Annotated in this window: 21 protein-coding genes and 1 pseudogene; 16 read left to right on the forward strand and 6 right to left on the reverse strand. The window is 65.0% G+C overall.

Annotated elements, in window-relative coordinates:
* The 6 genes from F3J19_RS24705 to F3J19_RS24730 are packed head-to-tail and all read left to right on the forward strand — an operon-like array spanning position 1 to position 2,030.
* Entirely contained in the window at positions 1–483 is a 483-nt protein-coding gene (locus F3J19_RS24705; protein ID WP_167047456.1) for a DUF2778 domain-containing protein, read from the forward strand.
* A complete protein-coding gene (locus F3J19_RS24710) occupies positions 480–758 on the forward strand; it encodes a hypothetical protein (RefSeq protein WP_167047459.1) in 279 nt (92 codons plus the stop codon). Before F3J19_RS24705 ends, F3J19_RS24710 begins: the two co-directional genes overlap by 4 nt.
* A gap of 21 nt (positions 759–779) precedes the next feature.
* Complete coding sequence (locus tag F3J19_RS24715) at positions 780–1,076, forward strand: hypothetical protein (protein WP_167047461.1); 297 nt, start codon at positions 780–782, stop codon at positions 1,074–1,076.
* A 39-nt stretch (positions 1,077–1,115) separates the two neighbouring features.
* Positions 1,116–1,394 carry a hypothetical protein gene (locus F3J19_RS24720; RefSeq protein WP_167047463.1) on the forward strand — a complete coding sequence of 93 codons (279 nt, stop codon included), beginning with the start codon at positions 1,116–1,118 and terminating at the stop codon, positions 1,392–1,394.
* A gap of 21 nt (positions 1,395–1,415) precedes the next feature.
* Positions 1,416–1,712 carry a hypothetical protein gene (locus tag F3J19_RS24725; RefSeq protein WP_167047466.1) on the forward strand — a complete coding sequence of 99 codons (297 nt, stop codon included), beginning with the start codon at positions 1,416–1,418 and terminating at the stop codon, positions 1,710–1,712.
* 39 nt (positions 1,713–1,751) lie between these two features.
* Positions 1,752–2,030: a hypothetical protein gene (locus F3J19_RS24730; RefSeq protein WP_167047469.1), complete on the forward strand. Its 279-nt coding sequence runs from the start codon at positions 1,752–1,754 to the stop codon at positions 2,028–2,030.
* A gap of 157 nt (positions 2,031–2,187) precedes the next feature.
* Here F3J19_RS24730 and pxpA read toward each other — a convergent pair whose 3' ends face one another.
* From pxpA to pxpB, 3 genes are read right to left on the reverse strand one after another with little or no spacing between them, the layout of a single operon-like run.
* The gene (gene pxpA / locus F3J19_RS24735) at positions 2,188–2,940 is read right to left on the reverse strand and encodes a 5-oxoprolinase subunit PxpA (protein WP_167047472.1); all 753 of its coding nucleotides are present in this window, start codon (positions 2,938–2,940) and stop codon (positions 2,188–2,190) included.
* 43 nt (positions 2,941–2,983) lie between these two features.
* Positions 2,984–4,018 (reverse strand): biotin-dependent carboxyltransferase family protein, encoded by a 1,035-nt coding sequence (locus tag F3J19_RS24740; protein WP_167047475.1) that lies wholly within the window; start codon positions 4,016–4,018, stop codon positions 2,984–2,986.
* Entirely contained in the window at positions 4,015–4,668 is a 654-nt protein-coding gene (gene pxpB, locus F3J19_RS24745; RefSeq protein WP_167047478.1) for a 5-oxoprolinase subunit PxpB, read from the reverse strand. The genes F3J19_RS24740 and pxpB overlap by 4 nt, the downstream gene beginning before the upstream one ends.
* Positions 4,669–4,910: 242 nt before the next feature.
* On the opposite strand from pxpB, the gene F3J19_RS24750 reads away from it, so the two are divergent.
* Positions 4,911–5,423 carry a winged helix DNA-binding protein gene (locus F3J19_RS24750; RefSeq protein WP_167047481.1) on the forward strand — a complete coding sequence of 171 codons (513 nt, stop codon included), beginning with the start codon at positions 4,911–4,913 and terminating at the stop codon, positions 5,421–5,423.
* Between the two features lie 65 nt (positions 5,424–5,488).
* Here F3J19_RS24750 and F3J19_RS24755 read toward each other — a convergent pair whose 3' ends face one another.
* On the reverse strand, positions 5,489–6,031 hold the full coding sequence (locus F3J19_RS24755; protein ID WP_240159209.1) for a 5-formyltetrahydrofolate cyclo-ligase: 543 nt from the start codon (positions 6,029–6,031) through the stop codon (positions 5,489–5,491).
* Positions 6,032–6,108: 77 nt separating this feature from the next.
* Here F3J19_RS24755 and F3J19_RS24760 point away from each other — a divergent pair, with 77 nt between their 5' ends.
* The 4 genes from F3J19_RS24760 (at position 6,109) to F3J19_RS24775 (ending at position 11,036) form a co-directional block, all read left to right on the forward strand.
* The gene (locus F3J19_RS24760) at positions 6,109–8,076 is read left to right on the forward strand and encodes a lytic transglycosylase domain-containing protein (protein ID WP_167047484.1); all 1,968 of its coding nucleotides are present in this window, start codon (positions 6,109–6,111) and stop codon (positions 8,074–8,076) included.
* Between the two features lie 81 nt (positions 8,077–8,157).
* Positions 8,158–9,111, forward strand: a complete 954-nt coding sequence (locus tag F3J19_RS24765) for a complex I NDUFA9 subunit family protein (protein ID WP_167047487.1) — start codon at positions 8,158–8,160, stop codon at positions 9,109–9,111.
* A 42-nt stretch (positions 9,112–9,153) separates the two neighbouring features.
* Positions 9,154–9,807, forward strand: coding sequence for a glutathione S-transferase family protein (locus F3J19_RS24770; protein WP_167047490.1), 654 nt, complete (start codon positions 9,154–9,156; stop codon positions 9,805–9,807).
* Entirely contained in the window at positions 9,804–11,036 is a 1,233-nt protein-coding gene (locus F3J19_RS24775; RefSeq protein WP_167047494.1) for a multifunctional CCA addition/repair protein, read from the forward strand. Before F3J19_RS24770 ends, F3J19_RS24775 begins: the two co-directional genes overlap by 4 nt.
* A 234-nt stretch (positions 11,037–11,270) precedes the next feature.
* Here F3J19_RS24775 and F3J19_RS24780 read toward each other — a convergent pair whose 3' ends face one another.
* Positions 11,271–11,465, reverse strand: a complete 195-nt coding sequence (locus F3J19_RS24780; protein WP_167047497.1) for a DUF2905 domain-containing protein — start codon at positions 11,463–11,465, stop codon at positions 11,271–11,273.
* Between the two features lie 31 nt (positions 11,466–11,496).
* Positions 11,497–12,708: an SAM-dependent methyltransferase gene (locus F3J19_RS24785; protein WP_167047501.1), complete on the reverse strand. Its 1,212-nt coding sequence runs from the start codon at positions 12,706–12,708 to the stop codon at positions 11,497–11,499.
* 13 nt (positions 12,709–12,721) lie between these two features.
* Between F3J19_RS24785 and F3J19_RS24790 the strand changes: the two genes are divergently transcribed.
* The 5 genes and pseudogenes from F3J19_RS24790 to glmS all read left to right on the forward strand — a co-directional run bounded on the left by F3J19_RS24790 (position 12,722) and on the right by glmS (position 18,501).
* The gene (locus tag F3J19_RS24790) at positions 12,722–13,573 is read left to right on the forward strand and encodes an SDR family oxidoreductase (protein ID WP_167047504.1); all 852 of its coding nucleotides are present in this window, start codon (positions 12,722–12,724) and stop codon (positions 13,571–13,573) included.
* A gap of 90 nt (positions 13,574–13,663) precedes the next feature.
* The gene (locus F3J19_RS24795) at positions 13,664–14,059 is read left to right on the forward strand and encodes a dihydroneopterin aldolase (RefSeq protein ID WP_167047507.1); all 396 of its coding nucleotides are present in this window, start codon (positions 13,664–13,666) and stop codon (positions 14,057–14,059) included.
* A gap of 141 nt (positions 14,060–14,200) precedes the next feature.
* Positions 14,201–15,118: pseudogene (gene ttcA / locus F3J19_RS24800) on the forward strand (tRNA 2-thiocytidine(32) synthetase TtcA); the annotation flags it as partial.
* A gap of 148 nt (positions 15,119–15,266) precedes the next feature.
* Complete coding sequence (gene glmU, locus F3J19_RS24805) at positions 15,267–16,628, forward strand: bifunctional UDP-N-acetylglucosamine diphosphorylase/glucosamine-1-phosphate N-acetyltransferase GlmU (protein WP_167047510.1); 1,362 nt, start codon at positions 15,267–15,269, stop codon at positions 16,626–16,628.
* Positions 16,629–16,683: 55 nt separating this feature from the next.
* On the forward strand, positions 16,684–18,501 hold the full coding sequence (gene glmS / locus F3J19_RS24810) for a glutamine--fructose-6-phosphate transaminase (isomerizing) (protein WP_167047513.1): 1,818 nt from the start codon (positions 16,684–16,686) through the stop codon (positions 18,499–18,501).
* The last annotated feature ends 10 nt before the right edge of the window (positions 18,502–18,511 follow it).

The raw sequence follows: 18,511 nt of genomic DNA on the forward strand, positions 1-18,511 counted from the left end.
ATGCCGGTGTCCTGTACTTTCACATTGAATCGACGCCCTATGTCGATGCTGGTTTGTCCGGGGTTTGGGCGTGTTGAGGCGTTTTCGGGGAAGGGGCGCTATATCGATGATCCGGAGTTTACGAACGCGCCTAAAGAGGGCGCTATTCCCAAAGGTACGTATTACATCATCGATCGGGAAAGCGGCGGGCATCTTGGCTGGCTTCTGGATGCAGTCAAGGATCTGTGGGTGGGCACGCGCCGCGAAGAATGGTTTGCTCTCCATTGCGATGACGGCGCCATCGATGACTGGACCTTCGTAGGCAGTGTCCGGCGTGGCAATTTTCGCTTACACCCGGTTGGACGAACTGGGGAGAGCGACGGTTGCATCACGCTTCCATCCCGAGAACAGTTCAACGCGCTTCGCTCATATCTGAAAGCACAGCCACCCGCCTTCGTGCCTGGAACGGTGACCCGATGCTACGGCATGGTCGAGGTGCAATGAAAAGGGCGCTGATTTCTGTCGCTCTCTCATTGATGATGACACTGCCCGTCGCCGCCGGGATTGCACGCTTACCGGGCGTGTATGAATGGTTGGACAGCGGCGCGGGCTATGACTTCTTTGAGCCAGTTTTCATCGCACTCGGTTCGAGCACCGGCGAATACGATACGGACGTCATTGTTGCAATGCTTCTTGTTGCCGGTTTTTTCCTGTCGCTGGCGCTGGTCATTGCGTGCTGGGCGATCGTCAGTCATTTACACCGTGCGTACCGCCGTTGAAGCGTTCACGCACGTCTAACCATGAGATTCAACAAAGCAATGAAAAAAACGCTTATTTGCATCGCGCTCGCACTGGTGATGACACTGCCTGTTATGGTCGGGCTTGCACATTTACCAGGTGTGTTCGAATGGATAGACAGCGGTATGGGCCATGACCTTTTTGAATATCTTTTCATAGCGCTGGACGCCCAAGGCTGCGAAGAAACCGCGGACGTCATCGCCGTAACGATGCTCATTGTCAGCTTCTTTCTGTCACTGGCATTAGTCGTTGCGACTTGGGCAATAGTTGGCCGTTGGCGTCGTATGCACCACCGTTGAAGCGCTCACGAACGTATAACAAGGAGATTCAAGTAGGTAATGAAGAAGACGCTTATTTGCATCACACTCGCGCTGGTGATGACACTGCCCGTTGCAATCGGGATCATACGCATCCCGGCAATGGATGAATGGTTTTCGAGTGGTGCTGACTACGACTTCTTTGAACCACTTTTCAAAGCACTAGGTTCGGATGGCAACGAAAGCAACTCGGATATCGTTTTCGCAACGATGCTCATTACCAGTTTCTTCCTGTCGCTGGCGCTAATCATTGCGTGCTGGGCGATTGTCAGCCATTTACACCGTGCGTACCGCCGTTGAAGCGTTCACGCACGTCTAACCATGAGATTCAACAAAACAATGAAAAAGACGCTTATCTGCTTCGTGCTCGCACCGGTGATGACACTACCCGTCACGGCCGGGCTTGCGCGCTTCCCGGGTATTGATGAATGGATAAGCAACGGTACGGGCCATGAACTTTTTGAACATCTTTTCATCGCGCTGGATGCCCGCGGCTGGGAAGAAACCGAGGACGTTATCGTTGTCACGATGCTCATTGTCAGCTTCTTTCTGTCACTGGCATTAGTCGTTGCAACTTGGGCGATAGTTGGCCGTTGGCGTCGTATGCACCGCCGTTGAAGCGCTCACGAACGTATAACAAGGAGATTCAAGAAGATAATGAAGAAGACGCTTATTTGCATCACGTTCGCACTGGTGATGACATTACCAGTCGGAGCCGGGATTCTGTGCATCCCCGCTGTTAATGAATGGCTGGACACCGGCTCAGGCTACGAGTTCTTCACCCCGCTTTTCAAAGCACTGGACTCTCACGGCAGCGAAACCAATTCCGACATCATCTTTGGCACGTTGTACACCGTCAGTTTTATTCTCTCGCTGATGCTAGCCGCTGCCCTTCTGACGATCATCAGCCACTGGCGCCGCACACACCGCCACTAGACCTCGGGCTCACCGCACGCACCGCAACGGCCACCATCACATCGCACCACACGATCCAGCGCCTCGCCTCAAAACGGATCGCCGGATCCATCACACACGTTCGATAGCCAGCCGCAGCCCGCTTCACCAAATACACCAAACCCGCCAGCCGCGCGACTCAAACGCGCGCAGCACCCGCAGCATGAACCTCGATACCCGCGGCAGCGAGCGCATCGCGAATGCGCCGCGCAAAAGCCAGCGCGTGCGGGCCGTCGCCGTGCAGGCAGATGGTCTGCGCGTTGAGCGGCACCCAGCGGCCATCGACAGCCTTCACGCGTTGCTCGCGGATCATCGTGAGCGTGCGCGCGAGCACTTCGTTTTCATCGTCGAGCAGCGCGCCCGGCTCCTTGCGCGGCACGAGCGAACCATCGGCGCGATAGCCGCGATCGGCGAACACTTCCTCGATCGCGATGAGGCCCACGTCGCGCGCGGCGTTCACGAGCCTGCTGTTGGCAAGCGCGAACACCGCGACCGACGGATCGAAGTCGTGCACCGCCGAGACGATCGCGTCGGCGATCCCGGCATCGCGCGCAGCCTGGTTGTACAGCGCGCCGTGCGGCTTCACGTGCGCGATACGGCCGCCCTCGGCCTGCGCGATCGCGGACAGCGCGCCGAGCTGATACAGCACGCCCGCGTAGATGTCGTTGGCCGGCAAATCCATTTCCTTGCGGCCGAAATTCTCGGGATCGTTGAAGCTCGGATGCGCACCGATCGACACGCCTTTGCGCACGGCCCAGCGCACGCAGTCGCGCATGGCGTTGGGGCCGCCGGCGTGCCAGCCGCATGCGATGTTGGCGGAGCTGACGAGATCGAGCAACGCCTCGTCGGTTCCGCAGCCCTCGCCGAGGTCGGCATTCAGATCGATTTCCATGGGGTTCCTCTCTCTCTCTTTAGTGTTATAGCGTTGCGGTCGCCTACTGGCGCGCGCAACGTTCTTCATGCATCGCGATCGCGGCGTCGATCTGCCGCAGATACGCGCGTTCTTCCTGCAAAGCCTGGCGCGCCTCGTGGGGCGTCGTCGGGATGAAACGGATCGCCGCGTTCAGGCGCACCTGCGCGAGCTTCCACAGATCGGCCTGGATCACCGCGCCGATCTTCGGATAGCCGCCGGTGGTTTGCGCGTCGCTCATCAGCACGATCGGCTGACCGTTCGGCGGCACCTGGACCGTGCCCGGCAGCACCGCGTGCGACAGCAGATCGGTCTTGTGCGTGCGTTCGAGCTGAGTGCCGGCGAGCCGGTAGCCCATGCGGTTGCTGTTCGGCGTGACGAGCCACTCGTCGGACCAGAACGACTGCTGCGCGGCGTCGGTGAAGCTGTCGTATTCGGGGCCGCGCAGCACGCGGATCGGCACGGCCCACGGCACGCCCGACGGATGCCGGCCGCGCCGCAACGGCTCGTGGACCAGCACGAACTTGCACCATGCGGGCGCCTTGACGCCGAACTCGGGCGCCTCGGGCGAGAAGCTCGCGCGAGCGCGTGGCGGCGTCGCGCCGACCGGCAGACGGTCGCCGTCGACGAGCGCCCGCCCGCCGAGTCCGCCGAAATGGCCAGCGAGATCGGTGCTGCGCGAGCCGAGCATCGGCAGCACGTCGATGCCGCCCGCGATGCACACGTAGCCGCGCATGCCGCGCTTCGCCGCGTTCAGCACGAGTTCCTGGCCGGCCTGCACGGGCAGGCTCCACCAGGAGTAGACCGGCTTGCCGTCGAGCGTTGCACCGAATTCGGTGCCGGTGATCGCGACGCGCGTCGCGCGCAGAAAGCGCAGCACGGTCGGGCCGAAGGTGATTTCGAGGCCGGCCGCGTCGGGCCGGTTGCCGACCAGCCGGTTGCCGACTTCGAGCGCGAGCCGGTCGAGCGCCCCGCCCATCGCGACGCCGAGATGGCGGTGGCCGTGGCGGCCGAGGTCCTGAATCGTGGTCAGAAGACCCGCGCGGATCACGTCGATCATGCGTGCATCCCCGCGATCGTGAAGCGCACCCGGTCGCCCGGTTGCAGCAGCGTGGGCGGACGGCGCGCCGGGTCGAACAGCGGCACCTCGGTGCGGCCGATCAGTTGCCAGCCGCCCGGCGACACGGCCGGATAAATGCCGGTCTGCTCGCCGCCGATGCCGACCGAGCCGACCGGCACCTCGAACCGCGGCGACGCGCGGCGCGGCGTGTGCAGCGCGGCGTCGAGCCCGCCCATATACGCGAAGCCCGGCTGGAAGCCGATGAAGAAGACCACATAACAGCCGCCCGCATGACGCTCGACGACCTCGCGCGCGGTCAGCCCCGTGTGTTCGGCGACCGCTTGCAGGTCGGGGCCGAACTTGCCGCCGTACTGCACCGGAATCTCGACGTCGCGGCCGGGCGCGTCGGTTGCGCTCGCCGCGCTCCAGGCCGTGAGCAGTTGTTCGGCGAGCGCGCCGGCATCGGCTTCGAGCGGGTCGAACACGAGCGTCAGATTGTTCATGCCGGGCACGACTTCGAGCACGTGGGCCCAGTCGCGCGCGGCAATCGCCGTGGCCCACACGCGCTGCTGGCATTCCAGCGTGGCGGGCGGCGGCGCTTCGCAGACGAGCGCGGCATCGCCGAGAGGAAAAATTCGTGGTTGGCTCATGGCTTGACGGTCTGGGTCGAGTCGAAAGAGGCGGCGGACAGCGCGGCGGCAGTCGCGACGATTCCCGCGATTACCGTAATTATTGCGACGAAGCGTGAGGCATACATTAGCGGCAATGCGTGAGACATATATTATCAATAAATTATCAACGTTTTACTAATAACAATTTTCTCCAGGCTCGCTGGAAACGTCCGCTCGTCGTACACTTTCGACACTTTCCACCCCATTTCCGAGAGCCTCGCATGGCGCGTCATCCCACCAAGATCGTTTCGTCGGAGCATCTCGTCTCCGAGACCAGCGCGGAACTGTCCGAGCTCGAATACGCGCTGATCATGGCGGGCAACGCGTTCAACCGCTGGATGGTGCGTTGCATGTCGGCGGCCGGCGACAAGGACATGACCGCGATCGAGGTATCGCTGCTGCATCATGTAAGCCATCGCGAACGCCGCAAGAAACTGGCGGACATCTGCTTCGTGCTGAACATCGAGGACACGCACGTCGCCACTTACGCGCTCAAGAAGCTCGTAGCTAGAGGGTATGTAAAAAGCGAAAAGACCGGCAAGGAAGTGTTCTTCTCGGCGACCGAGGCGGGACGTGAACTGTGTCTGAAGTATCGCGAGGTGCGCGAGAACTGCCTGATTTCGACGCTCAAGGAAAGCGGCCTGACCAACCAGCAGATCGGCGAGGCCGCGCACCTGATGCGCAATGCGTCGGGGTTGTACGACACGGCGGCGCGCGCGGCGGCTTCGCTATAAGAACCGAATCAACGAAGGATAACGGCGGCATACCGCGCGAGCGTGCGCGCTTGCGCTTTACCTTCTCAAACCGGCAAGCCCGGATGAAACCCCGCCTCGGTCACGATCAGATCGAGCGGAATATCGTGGGCTTCGCGCTCCAGTGCCTGCGTGCGGCACGCTTCATAGGCGATACCCACGGTGATCGGCTTCTGCGCCGCCGGCCAGCCGGCCAGCGTGCGGTCGTAATAGCCGCCGCCATAGCCGAGCCGGAAGCCGTCGTCGTCGAAACCGACGCATGGCACGAACAGCAGCTCGGGCAATACGATGCGCTCCGAGGTGGGCTCCGTGATCCGGTGATGGCCGATTCGCATCGGCATGTCGGGCGTCCATGCGTGAAATTCGAGCGGCGCGCCACGTTCTGTAACGATCGGCAAACTGGCCTCATGCCGCGCGCTGGCCGCGAGCCAGATCGCGATTGCGCCGCGCGCGTCGAACTCGCCCGCGAGCGGCCAGTAGAACCCCACGCCATGCACCGCGAAGTGCTTCAGCGCGTCGAGCACGCAGCGCCCGAGCGCGGCATTGTTGGCCGGCTCGGAAGCCGCTTGCAGACGGGCTTCCAGTAGCATCCGGCGCAGCGCCTTTTTCGCTGACGGGACAGGGTTGCATGCTATGCTTGGGTCCAATTTGCGCTCCAGAAACAACGATGTCAAAAAGCCTCTTTCGAGTATATCGCGCGGTTGGCATGGCGCTCGCCGCGGCGGCGCTCGTCGCGTGCAGCACGGCTTCCGCCGTCAGACCGATTCCGATCACCCAGCTCACGAACGACGACCAGATCTTCGTGCAGCTTCGTGAAGCCGCCCGCACCAACGATGCCGGACGCGCGGCCCAGCTCGCGAGCATGATCCCGAATTACCCGGCGCCGTCGTATGTGGAGTACTTCCAGATCAAGCCGCAGCTGTTCGACTCGAGCGGCCATGCGCGCGTCGATGCGCCCGACGCGCCGGTGCTCGCGTTCCTGCAGAAGTACGACGGCCAGGCAATTGCCGACCGTCTGCGCAACGACTACCTGAACGTGCTCGGCACACGCCACGACTGGCGCAACTTCGACCAGCAGTACGCGAAGTTCGTGCTCGACGACGACACCCAGGTGAAGTGCTACGCGCTCGAATCGCGCGCCTCGCGCGGCGAAAACGTCGCCGATGCGGCGCGCGCGCTGCTCGTCGATCCGAAATGGTACGGCGACGGCTGCGTCGATCTCATCACGGTGCTCGGCGCGAACCGCCAGTTCAGCAGCAACGACGTCTGGCAGCAGATTCGCCTTGCGTACGAGCAGAACTACACGAGCACCGGCAGCAAGCTCGTCGACGCGCTCGCCGACCAGGCGCCCGATCCGGTGCAGTTCAGCCAGGCGGTCAATACGCCGCCGCTGTTGCTTGCGCGCGGCGTCGGCGCCGATCCGCAGGCGCATCAGCTGGCGCTGCTCGCGATCACGCGCATGGCGCGCAACGATCCGGCGATGGCGGCGGCCACGTTCGCGTCGGTCGCGCCGTCGCTGAATTCGCCCGAGCGCGCGATCGGCTGGGGCACGATCGGCTATCAGGGCGCGCTCAAGCAGATGCCCGGCGCGGTCGACTGGTTCCGGCTCTCGGCCAACGCGCCGCTGTCGAATCCCGCGTATGAATGGCGCACGCGCAGCGCGCTGCTCGCCGGCGACTGGAACATGGTGCGCTGGTCGATCGAGCAGATGCCCGAGTCGCTGCGCAAGCAGCCGTCGTGGGTGTACTGGCATGCGCGCGCGCTGAAGCAGGCCGGCGACACGGCCACGGCCAGCCAGGAATTCCAGTCGATCTCGTCGAACTTCAACTTCTACGGCCAGCTCGCGCTCGAAGAACTCGGCCAGAAGATCACCGTGCCGCCGAAGACCACGGTCACCGACGCCGAAGTGCAGCAGGCCGGCAACACGCCGGGCTTCGACCTCGCGCAGCGCTTCTATGCGCTGAATCTGCGGCTCGAAGGCAATCGCGAATGGAACTGGCCGCTGCGCAACATGACCGACCGGCAACTGCTCGCCGCCGCCGAGTACGCGCGCCGCATCCAGCTGTACGACCGCACCGTCAACACCGCGGACCGCACGAAGAGCGAGCACGATTTCTCGCTGCGCTATCTGTCGCCGTTCCGCGATATCGTCGAACAGGACGCGCAGTCGAGCGGGCTCGACATCGAATGGGCGTACGGGCTGATCCGCCAGGAGTCGCGCTTCATCATCAATGCGCGTTCGGAAGTCGGCGCGGGCGGTCTGATGCAGTTGATGCCGGCCACCGCGCAACTGGTCGCGAAGAAGATCGGTCTCGGCCCGGTGTCGCGCGAGCAGATGAACGACATCAACACCAACATCCTGCTCGGCACGAACTACCTGGCGATGATCTACAATCAATTCGACGGGTCCGCCGTGCTGGCTACCGCCGGCTACAACGCAGGTCCGGGCCGTCCGCGCAACTGGCGGCAGTCGCTGCAGCGCCCGGTCGAAGGTGCGATCTTCGCCGAGGCGATTCCGTTCCAGGAAACCCGCGACTACGTCAAGAATGTGCTGTCCAACACGGTCTACTACGCGGCATTGTTCGAAGGCCGTCCGCAATCGCTGAAGGCGCGCCTGGGTTACATCGCACCGTAAGCGCCATGCCGCCGCGACCTCGCTCCGGGGTTGCGGCGCGCCTCGCCAGCCGTTGCCGCGGCTTCCAGCTGGGAGTCGAAAATGCGACATCAAGCCATTGCGATCATCGGCGGCTCCGGGTTTATCGGCAGCCAGCTCGTCAACGCGCTCGTCGAGATGGGCAAGGACGTGCGCATCGCCACACGGCGGCGCTACAACGCGCGCCATCTCACCATGCTGCCGATCGACGTGATCGAAACCGACGTGTTCGATCCGGTCCAGCTTGCGCGTTTCGTCGAGGGCGCCGACTGCGCGATCAACCTCATCGGCGTGCTGCACGGCAAACGCGGCAAACCCTATGGTGCCGAGTTCGCGCACGCGCATGTCGATCTGCCGACGCGCATCGTCGCCGCCTGCGAAGGCAAGGGCGTGCATCGGCTGATTCATCTGAGCGCGCTCGGCGCCAATCCGAACGGCCCGAGCATGTACTCGCGCTCGAAGGGCGACGGCGAGAAGGCCGTGCATGCGGCGAACGTCGCGTGGACGATTTTTCGGCCATCGGTCGTGTTCGGTCCCGGCGACCAGTTCCTCAACAAGTTCGCGTTCCTGCAACGCGTGTTCCCGGTGATTCCGCTCGCGATGCCCGATGCGCAATTCCAGCCGGTCTATGTCGGCGACGTGGCGAAGGCGATCGTCAACGTGCTCGATCTCGACGCCGCCAGCGGCCGCACCTACGAACTCGGCGGCCCGACCGTCTATACGCTCGAAGACCTCGTCGCGTATTGCGGCGACGTGATCGGCAAGCATGCGCGCATCATCCGGCTGCCCGAAACGCTTGCGCGTTTGCAGGCGCTGAGCTTCGAAATGGCACCCGGCGAACCGGCGATTTCGCGCGACAATCTCGATTCGATGAAGGTCGACAACGTGCTGAGCGGACCGCTCGCGCCCGAACTCGGGCTCGAACCGACCAGCATCGAGGCGATCGTGCCGACGTATCTGAGCGGCTCGGCCACGCGTTCGCGTCTCGATGACTTCCGCGCGAACGCCGGACGCTGAAGCCTTGCCCATTTCCTTTCTCACTCTTCTTTCCTGCCAGGCATGAAACTTCTCATTGGCGACAAAAACTACTCGTCATGGTCCATGCGTCCATGGCTGCTGCTCAAGCATTTCGGCATTCCGTTCGATGAGGCGTTGATCCTGCTGAACGAGCCGGACACGAACGCGAAGGTGCTCGCTCAGGCGCCGCGCGGACCCGGCAAGGTGCCCTGCCTGATCGACGACGCGGGGCAGGCCGTGTGGGATTCGCTCGCGATCGCCGAAACGCTCGCCGAGCGTTTCCCGCAGCATGCGCTGTGGCCGCGCGACGCGGCGGCGCGCGCACACGCGCGCAGCGTCAGCGCCGAGATGCATTCGGGCTTCGGCGAACTGCGCTCGAACATGTGGATGAACATTCGCGCGTCGTTCCCGGGCAAGAACGCGAAGCCCGGCGTGCTCGCCGATATCGCGCGCATCGAGGCGCTCTGGGGCGATTGCCTGCAACGCTATGGCGGCCCGTTCCTGTTCGGCGAGTTCGGCATTGCCGATGCGATGTACGCGCCGGTCGCGATGCGCTTCAACACATGGCAGCCGGCGTTGTCGGCTGCGGCCGCGGCCTATGTCGAGCGAGTCACCGCGCTGCCCGCGGTCGCTGCGTGGATCGAGGCCGCGCACGGCGAAACGCACGCGATTCCCTATCAAGACGAATGCCCATGAATATCTATGCAGTAGGCGGTGCGATCCGCGACGAACTGCTCGGCGTGCCGGTGCAGGATCGCGATTACGTGGTGGTGGGCGCGACGCCCGAGCAGATGGTGGCGCAGGGTTATCGTCCGGTCGGCAAGGACTTCCCGGTATTCCTGCATCCGCAGACGCACGAGGAGTACGCGCTCGCGCGCACCGAGCGCAAGACGGCGGCCGGCTATCACGGCTTCCAGTTTTTCTACGCACCCGACGTCACGCTCGAAGAGGACCTCGCGCGGCGCGATCTGACGATCAACGCGATGGCGCGCGAGGTGCGTCCGGACGGCGAGCTGAGCGGGCCGGTCGTCGATCCGTTCAATGGCCAGGCCGATCTTCAGGCGCGGCTTTTTCGCCACGTCAGCGCCGCGTTCCTCGAAGACCCGGTGCGGATTCTGCGCATCGCGCGGTTCGCGGCGCGTTTCGTCGATTTCACCGTCGCGCCCGAAACGAGGGCGCTGATGCGCGCGATGGTCGCGGAAGGCGAGGCCGACGCGCTGGTGGCCGAGCGTGTGTGGCAGGAGGTGTCGCGCGGGCTGATGGAGAAGAAGCCGTCGCGGATGTTTGCGGTGCTGCGCGAGTGCGGCGCGCTCGCGCGGATTTTGCCCGAGATCGACGCGCTGTTCGGCGTGCCGCAACGCGCCGACTATCACCCCGAGGTCGATACGGGCGTCCACGTGATGATGGTGCTCGACCATGCCGCACAGCAGGGCTATGCGCTGCCGGTGCGCTTTGCGGCGCTCACGCACGATCTCGGCAAGGCGACCACGCCCGAGGACGTGCTGCCGCGCCACATCGGCCATGAGGGCCGCAGCGTCGATCTGCTCAAGCCGCTGTGCGAGCGGCTGCGCGTGCCGAACGAGTGCCGCGACCTCGCGCTGCTGGTGGCGCGCGAGCACGGCAATATTCATCGCGTGATGGAAATGGGCGCGGCCGCGCTCGTGCGGCTTTTCGAGCGCAGCGACGCGATCCGAAAGCCGGCGCGCTTCGCCGAGGCGTTGCAGGCGTGCGAGTCCGACGCGCGCGGGCGGCTTGGCTTCGAGACGCGCGATTATCCGCAGGCGGAGCGGCTCAGGGTGGCGTTGGTCGCCGCGCGCGGCGTCGATGCGGGAGCGGTCGCGAAGCGTTTCGCCGATGCGCCGGCCGGCATCAAGGACGCCGTGCATCAGGAGCGCATTCGGGCGGTGGAAACGGCGATTGCTTAGGGGGTGTTGGCGGGCCGTAGCGGTGCGGGTGGATTGGCCGCCGTCGCTGAGGTGAGTGCCCGCTGTCAAATCCGCAGGCTGTGCGGCTTGTGCGCCGCCGTGCAATGGATGCGGCGATCGGCTACAGGCTCTCGTGGGCGACGCGGCTGTACAGGCGGTTTGGGCCGCTGTCGCCGCCGTCAGTCCCGGTCATCGCCATCAGGGCGGTGGCGAGCGCCGCGAAACCGCCAACGCCTACAACGCCCGCGCCAGCAGCGACAACAGCATCGACAGTACCAGCGTCGACATGAACGGAAACGGATACTCCCGGCCGAACAGCCGCAAGGTCACGTCGCCGGGCATCCGGCCGATGCCGAGCTTCCTGAGCCACGGCCAGCAGGACGACAGCACTGCGACGGCAATGAAGGTGGTTAGAAGCCAGCGGATCATCGCGAGTCCTCGAGCTTGGGCCGGGCGGAAATCACAGCGTATGCGAGCGATCGCCGCTCGAAAATGCGCGCAGCGTATCATCGAGTCCGCGCGAAAAGGCGATCACCTTGAACAGCTCGCCCATCTCCGCCTCGGACAATAGCTTCTGTACCGCATTCGCGGCAGGCAGAAAGCGCGCGGTATCGGCAGGGTCGATTTCGCCGAGCGCCTCGGTGATACCCGCGTTCATCAGGAAGCGCGCCTGCGATGTGAAGCCGAGCAGGTCCGCGCCGGTCTCGACGCCCGCCTCGGCGATGCCCGTGAATTCGACGTGCGCGGTGATGTCCTGCAAGCCCGGGTACAGGAACGGATCGCCGTGCGCGCGGTGCCGGTAGTGGCACATCAGCGTGCCCTGCGCGCGCTGGCCATGGTAGTACTCGTGACGCGGAAAGCCGTAGTCGATCAGCAGGATCGCGCCGCGCGCGAGCATCGCGCAGATCGTGCGCGTGAATGCGCTGGCGGCTTCATGCGTTTCGGTCAGATAGTCTTCGCCGAGGGTGTCGCGGGTGGCATCGATTTCCGCCAGCCGCGCAAGGTCCTCGGCGGCCGCGACCGGCCGGTCGTCGAACGCGAACGCGCCGTCGCGCCACGCCACGCCGCGCTCGTGCCATACGCCGCCGCGATGCGCGAAGAGCCGCACCGGCATTGCGTCGAGCACCTCGTTGCCGATCACGACGCCCTCGAAGCGCTCGGGCAGCGCATCGAGCCAGCGCACTTTCGCGAGCAGCGCGGGCGCGGCCGCCGCGATCGTTTCGCGCTGACGCTCGCGCAACTCGCCCGACAGATCGACGATCGAGTAGCGGTCGAATTCGGCACCCGCCGCACCCAGCGCGTCGAGCGCATTGAGCAATCCGGCCGCGAGCTTGCCGGTGCCGGCGCCGAACTCCATTACCTCGCGCGTGCCGCTCGCCCGCAACGCCTCGGCTACCGGACGCGCGAGCGTCGCGGCGAACAGCGGCGAGAGTTCCGGCGCGGTCACGAAGTCGCTGCCGTCGTCGCCGCGCAGCCCGAATTTGCGCGCGCCACCGCTGTAATAGCCGAGCCCCGGCGCGTACAGCGCGCGCTCCATATAGCGGTCGAACGGCAGCCAGCCGCCGGCCGCGTCGAGCTCCGCGCGAATCTGCGCGATGAGCGCTTCGGACTGCGCGAGCGCGCTCGGGCCGGGAGCAGGTAAACTATCGGGTTGGTGAGCTTTCGGATTCATCCCCGCATTGTAAATGACCGTCTCTTCGCACACCGCTGCCCGCGCGGCCGAAGCGCCGCCGGACGGGCCGCCCGCCCGGCGGCCTGACGCGTCCCGAGTCGTGCTGATTACGGGCGCGGCGCGCCGTATTGGGCGCGCGCTCGCGCTCGGCTTTGCCGCGCGCGGCTGGGACGTCGCCGTTCACTACGGCGCGTCGCGCGAGGAAGCCGACGAAGTGGTCGCGCGGATCGCCGCAATGGGCCGCCGCGCGGTCGCGCTGCATGCCGAACTCGGCGACGAGGCGCAGGTCGAGCGGCTTTTGCCGGGCTGTACCGCGGCGCTCGGGCGGCCCACGTGCATCGTCAACAACGCGTCGCGTTTCGAGGAAGACACGGCGCGCGACGTCGGCTACGAGCTGCTGCTCAAGCTGACCGCGATGAACCTCGGCGCGCCGCTCGTGCTCGCGCGCATGCTGTTCGAGGCGACACCCGAGGCCGCCTTGCGCGACGAAAGCCAGCGCGCGGTGGTCATCAACGTGCTGGACCAGAAGCTGTACAACATGAATCCGGATTACCTGTCGTACACGCTGTCGAAGGCGGCCTTGCAGACCGCGACGGTCGCGCTGGCCCAGGCGCTCGCGCCGAAGGTCCGCGTGGTCGGGCTCGCGCCCGGCCTCACGCTGCAATCGGCCGATCAGACGCCGGACGGCTTCGAAGCCGCTCACCGAACGACGCCTCTGGGCCGTGCGTCGCGGCCCGAGGATATCGTCGCCGCCGCGCTGTATCTCGCGGATGCAGCCGGCGTCACCGGAACGACGCTGGTGGTCGACGGCGGGCAGCATCTCGTGCCGCTGCCGCGCGACGTGATGTTTTTGACGGGCGCCTGACATGCGCGCGGCCTGCCTTGCCGAGGCGGCCGGTGCGCGTGGTGATGCGCCCCTTTGCGTGCCACGCACGCTTTTTTGACTGGAACGAACATGTTTGACGCTCTTTCGCATCCCCGGCTTGCCGATTGCCGCCGGCTCTTTCTGCGCAATTACGAGGTGCACATCAATATCGGCGTGCACGACTTCGAAAAGCGCGGCGAGCAGCGCGTCGTCATCAACGTCGAACTGTTCGTGCCGCTGTCGCTGTCCACACCGGTGCACGACAAGCTCAACGAAGTCGTCGACTACGACTTCATGCGCTCGACCATCGCGCAGCGCGTCGCGCAAGGCCATATCCATCTGCAGGAAACGCTGTGCGACGACGTCGTAACGACGATGCTCGAACATCCGCACGTGCGCGCCGCGCGCGTGTCGACCGAGAAGCCGGACGTCTATCCGGACTGCGATGCGGTCGGCGTCGAAGTCTTTCGCATCAAGGAGATTTGAGCGATGAACGCTCCGCAAACGCTCAACGAAGGCCGGCACGACGCTCACGCCGAAGCCGTGGCACAGGCGGCGGCGCAAAGCGCGGTCGACGCCACCGAAACCGCTACGGCCACGAAAACCGCCCGCGCCCCGAAGTCGCCGCTCACGCGCCGCGAGCAGAAAGAGGCGTACGAGAACAACAAGCTGTTCAAGCGCCTCGCGCGCCAGGTCGGCCAGGCGATTGGTGACTACAACATGATCGAGGACGGCGACAAGGTGATGGTCTGCCTGTCGGGCGGCAAGGACAGCTACGCGATGCTCGACATCCTGATGCGGTTGCGCGAGCGCGCGCCGATCAATTTCGACATCGTCGCGGTGAATCTCGACCAGAAGCAGCCGGGCTTCCCCGAGCACGTGCTGCCCGAATACCTGACGCAGCTCGACATCCCGTTTCATATCGAGAACCAGGACACCTACAGCATCGTCAAGCGGCTCGTGCCCGAAGGCAAGACCACCTGCTCGCTGTGCTCGCGACTGCGGCGCGGCATCCTGTACCGCGTCGCGGGCGAACTCGGCGCGACCAAGATCGCGCTCGGCCACCATCGCGACGACATCCTGCAGACGCTGCTCCTGAACCTGTTCTACGGCGGCAAGCTGAAGGGCATGCCGCCGAAGCTGCAATCGGACGACGGCAGGAACATCGTGATCCGGCCGCTCGCCTACGTGAAGGAAACCGATCTGGAAAAATACGCGGAGCTGCGCGAATTTCCGATCATTCCGTGCAATCTGTGCGGCAGCCAGCCGAACCTGAAGCGCGCCGAAATGAAGGCGCTGGTCCGCGACTGGGAGAAGCGCTTCCCGGGCCGTATCGAGAACATGTTCAACGCGCTCTCGAATGTGGTGCCGTCGCATCTGATGGACCATCAGCTGTTCCCGTTCGCGGGGCTGCGCGCAAGCGGCGAAGCCGATCCGAACGGCGACATCGCCTTCGACGAAGAGCCGTGCTCGACCGGCAGCGACGAGGGCGCACCGCTCACCGGCGCGAAGACCATCTCGCTGGTCCAGTTCGACGACCTCTGAGAGCCGCCCGCGAAAAGCGCCCGATTTTGCGGATATGCCGGCGCTTTTCCGCTGGCCTTCTGTTCCCGCCAAGGCCGCACCCGCGGCCTTTTTTGCGGGTGCAGCATGCTAGAATCGTCGGCTCCAAACTCGTCTGATTGCCGACGCCATGAACATCGTGATTTTGGCGGCGGGTACCGGCAAGCGCATGCGTTCCGCGCTTCCCAAGGTGCTCCATCCCCTGGCTGGCCAGCCGCTCCTCGCTCATGTCATCGACACCGCTCGCGCGCTGAAGCCCGCGCGTCTGATCGTCGTGATCGGCCACGGCGCCGAGGCCGTGCGTGAAGCGGTCGCGGCGCCCGACATTCAATTCGCGGTGCAGGAGCAGCAGCTCGGCACCGGCCACGCGGTGCAGCAGGCGTTGCCGCTGCTCGATCCCTCGCTACCCACCCTCGTGCTGTACGGCGACGTGCCGCTCACGCGCGCGCAAACGCTGCAGGCGCTGACCGAACGCGCGGGCCGCGACGGCTACGGCGTGCTCACCGTCACGCTCGACGACCCGAGCGGCTACGGCCGCATCGTGCGCGACCCGAGCGGCAAGGTGCAGCGCATCGTCGAGCAGAAGGACGCGAGCCCCGAGCAGTTGAAGATCGCCGAGATCAACACCGGCATCATCGTCGCGCCGACCGCGCGGCTCGCCGGCTGGCTCGCGGCGCTGAAAAACGACAACGCGCAAGGCGAGTTCTATCTGACCGACGCGGTCGAAATGGCGATCGAAGCCGGCCTCGAAGTCGTCACCACGCAGCCCGACGACGAGTGGGAAACGCTCGGCGTGAACAGCAAGCAGCAGCTCGCCGAACTCGAACGGATTCATCAGCGCAACGTGGCCGACGCGCTGCTCGTCGCGGGCGTGACGCTCGCCGACCCGGCGCGCCTCGACGTGCGCGGCACGCTCGAATGCGGCCGCGACGTGTCGATCGACGTGAACTGCGTATTCGAAGGCCGCGTGACGCTGGCCGACAACGTGACGATCGGCCCGAACTGCGTGATTCGCAACGCGAACATCGGCGCGGGCACGCGCGTCGACGCGTTCACGCATATCGAAGGCGCAGAAGTCGGCGCGAAGGCCGTGCTCGGCCCGTACGCGCGCTTGCGTCCCGGCGCGGCGCTGCAAGACGAGTCTCACGTGGGGAACTTCGTCGAGATCAAGAACGCGGTGCTCGGCCATGGCTCGAAAGCGAACCATCTCACCTATATCGGCGACGCGGATATCGGCGCGCGCGTGAACATCGGCGCGGGCACGATTACCTGCAACTACGACGGCGCGAACAAATTCCGCACCGTGATCGAAGACGACGTGTTCGTCGGCTCGGACACGCAACTGGTTGCGCCGGTGCGCGTGCGGCGTGGCGCGACGATCGCGGCGGGCACGACGGTCTGGAAAGACGTCGAGCCCGATGCGCTGGTGCTGAATGACAAGACTCAAACGAGCAAAACGGGCTACGTGCGCCCGGTCAAGAAGAAAAACTGACGGAGACGGCGCGCGAGGCGCGCTTCCCGAATCCGGCTCTGAAAAGGAATAAACCATGTGCGGCATTGTCGGCGCGGTTGCGCAACGTAATATCGTTCCCGTCCTGATCGAAGGACTCCGGCGCCTCGAATATCGCGGCTACGATTCGTGCGGCGTCGCCGTGCTCGGCGCGAACGGACCGAGCCGCGCGCGCAGCGTCGCGCGCGTCGCCGACCTCGACGACCAGGTGCGCGACGGGCAGCTCGAAGGCGTGACGGGCATCGCGCATACGCGCTGGGCCACGCACGGCGCGCCGGTTACCGACAACGCGCACCCGATCTTCTCGCGCGACGCGCTCGCGTTGGTACACAACGGCATCATCGAGAATTACGAAACACTGCGCGAGATGCTACGTGGCAAGGGTTACACGTTCGTTTCGCAGACCGACACCGAGATTATCGCGCACCTGATCCACAGCCTGTATCGCGGCGATCTGTTCGCGGCGGTGCGCGAAGCGATCGCGCAACTGCACGGCGCGTATGCGATCGCGGTGCTGCACAAGGACCAGCCGCACACGGTGGTCGGCGCGCGCCAGGGCTCGCCGCTCGTGGTCGGGCTCGGCGACGGCGAGAACTTCCTCGCCTCGGACGCGCTCGCGCTCGCGGGCAGCACCGAACGCTTCATCTTCCTTGAGGAAGGCGACGTGTGCGAACTGTCGCTCGACGGCGTGCGTATCGCCGATCGCAACGGCGAGCGCGCGCAGCGCGAAGTGCGCCAGGTCGCGGCCTATGGCGGCGCGGTCGAACTCGGCCCGTATCGCCACTTCATGCAGAAGGAAATTTTCGAGCAACCGCGCGCGATCACCGACACGATTCCGCAGACCGATGCGTTCGATCCGTGGATCTTCGGCGACAGCGCGAGCAAGGTGTTCGGCGAGATCGACAGCCTGCTGATTCTCGCGTGCGGCACGAGCTACTACTCGGGGCTTACCGCGAAGTACTGGCTCGAATCGATTGCGAAGATTCCGACCCAGGTCGAGATCGCGAGCGAGTATCGCTATCGCGAGTCGGTGCCGAATCCGAAGTCGCTCGTGGTCGTGATCTCGCAGTCGGGCGAAACAGCCGATACGCTCGCGGCGCTCAAGCACGCACAGGCGCTCGGCCACGCGCACACGCTCGCGATCTGCAACGTCGGCACGAGCGCGATGGTGCGGCAGACGGAGTTGTCGTTCCTCACGCATGCGGGCCGCGAGATCGGCGTTGCATCGACGAAGGCGTTCACGACGCAACTGGTCGCGCTGTTCGTGCTCGCGGCCACGCTCGCGAAGCTGCGCGGTCACCTGAGCGACACGCAGGAAGCGGACTACCTGAAGCAGTTGCGCCATCTGCCCGCCGCGCTGAACAGCGTGCTGGCGCTCGAGCCGCAGATCATCGCGTGGTCGGAAGAGTTTTCGCGCAAGGAGCATGCGCTGTTTCTCGGCCGCGGCCTGCACTATCCGATCGCGCTCGAAGGCGCGCTGAAGCTCAAGGAAATTTCGTATATCCATGCCGAGGCGTATCCGGCCGGCGAGCTCAAGCATGGGCCGCTCGCGCTCGTGACCGAAGCGATGCCGGTGGTCACGGTCGCGCCGAACGATGCGCTGCTCGAAAAGCTGAAGTCGAATATTCAGGAAGTGCGCGCGCGTGGCGGCGAGCTTTACGTGTTCGCCGATTCGGATACGAAGATCGTCAACGACGAGGGGCTGCATGTGATCCGGATGCCGGAGCACTACGGGCTGCTGTCGCCGATCCTGCACGTCGTGCCGTTGCAGTTGCTCGCGTATCACACGGCATGTGCGCGGGGGACGGATGTGGATAAGCCGCGGAATCTGGCGAAGTCGGTGACTGTCGAGTGAGCTTTGGGCG

Origin of the sequence: Burkholderia sp. Ax-1724 (assembly GCF_011752995.1) — a bacterium.
Taxonomy (GTDB): Bacteria; Pseudomonadota; Gammaproteobacteria; order Burkholderiales; family Burkholderiaceae; genus Paraburkholderia.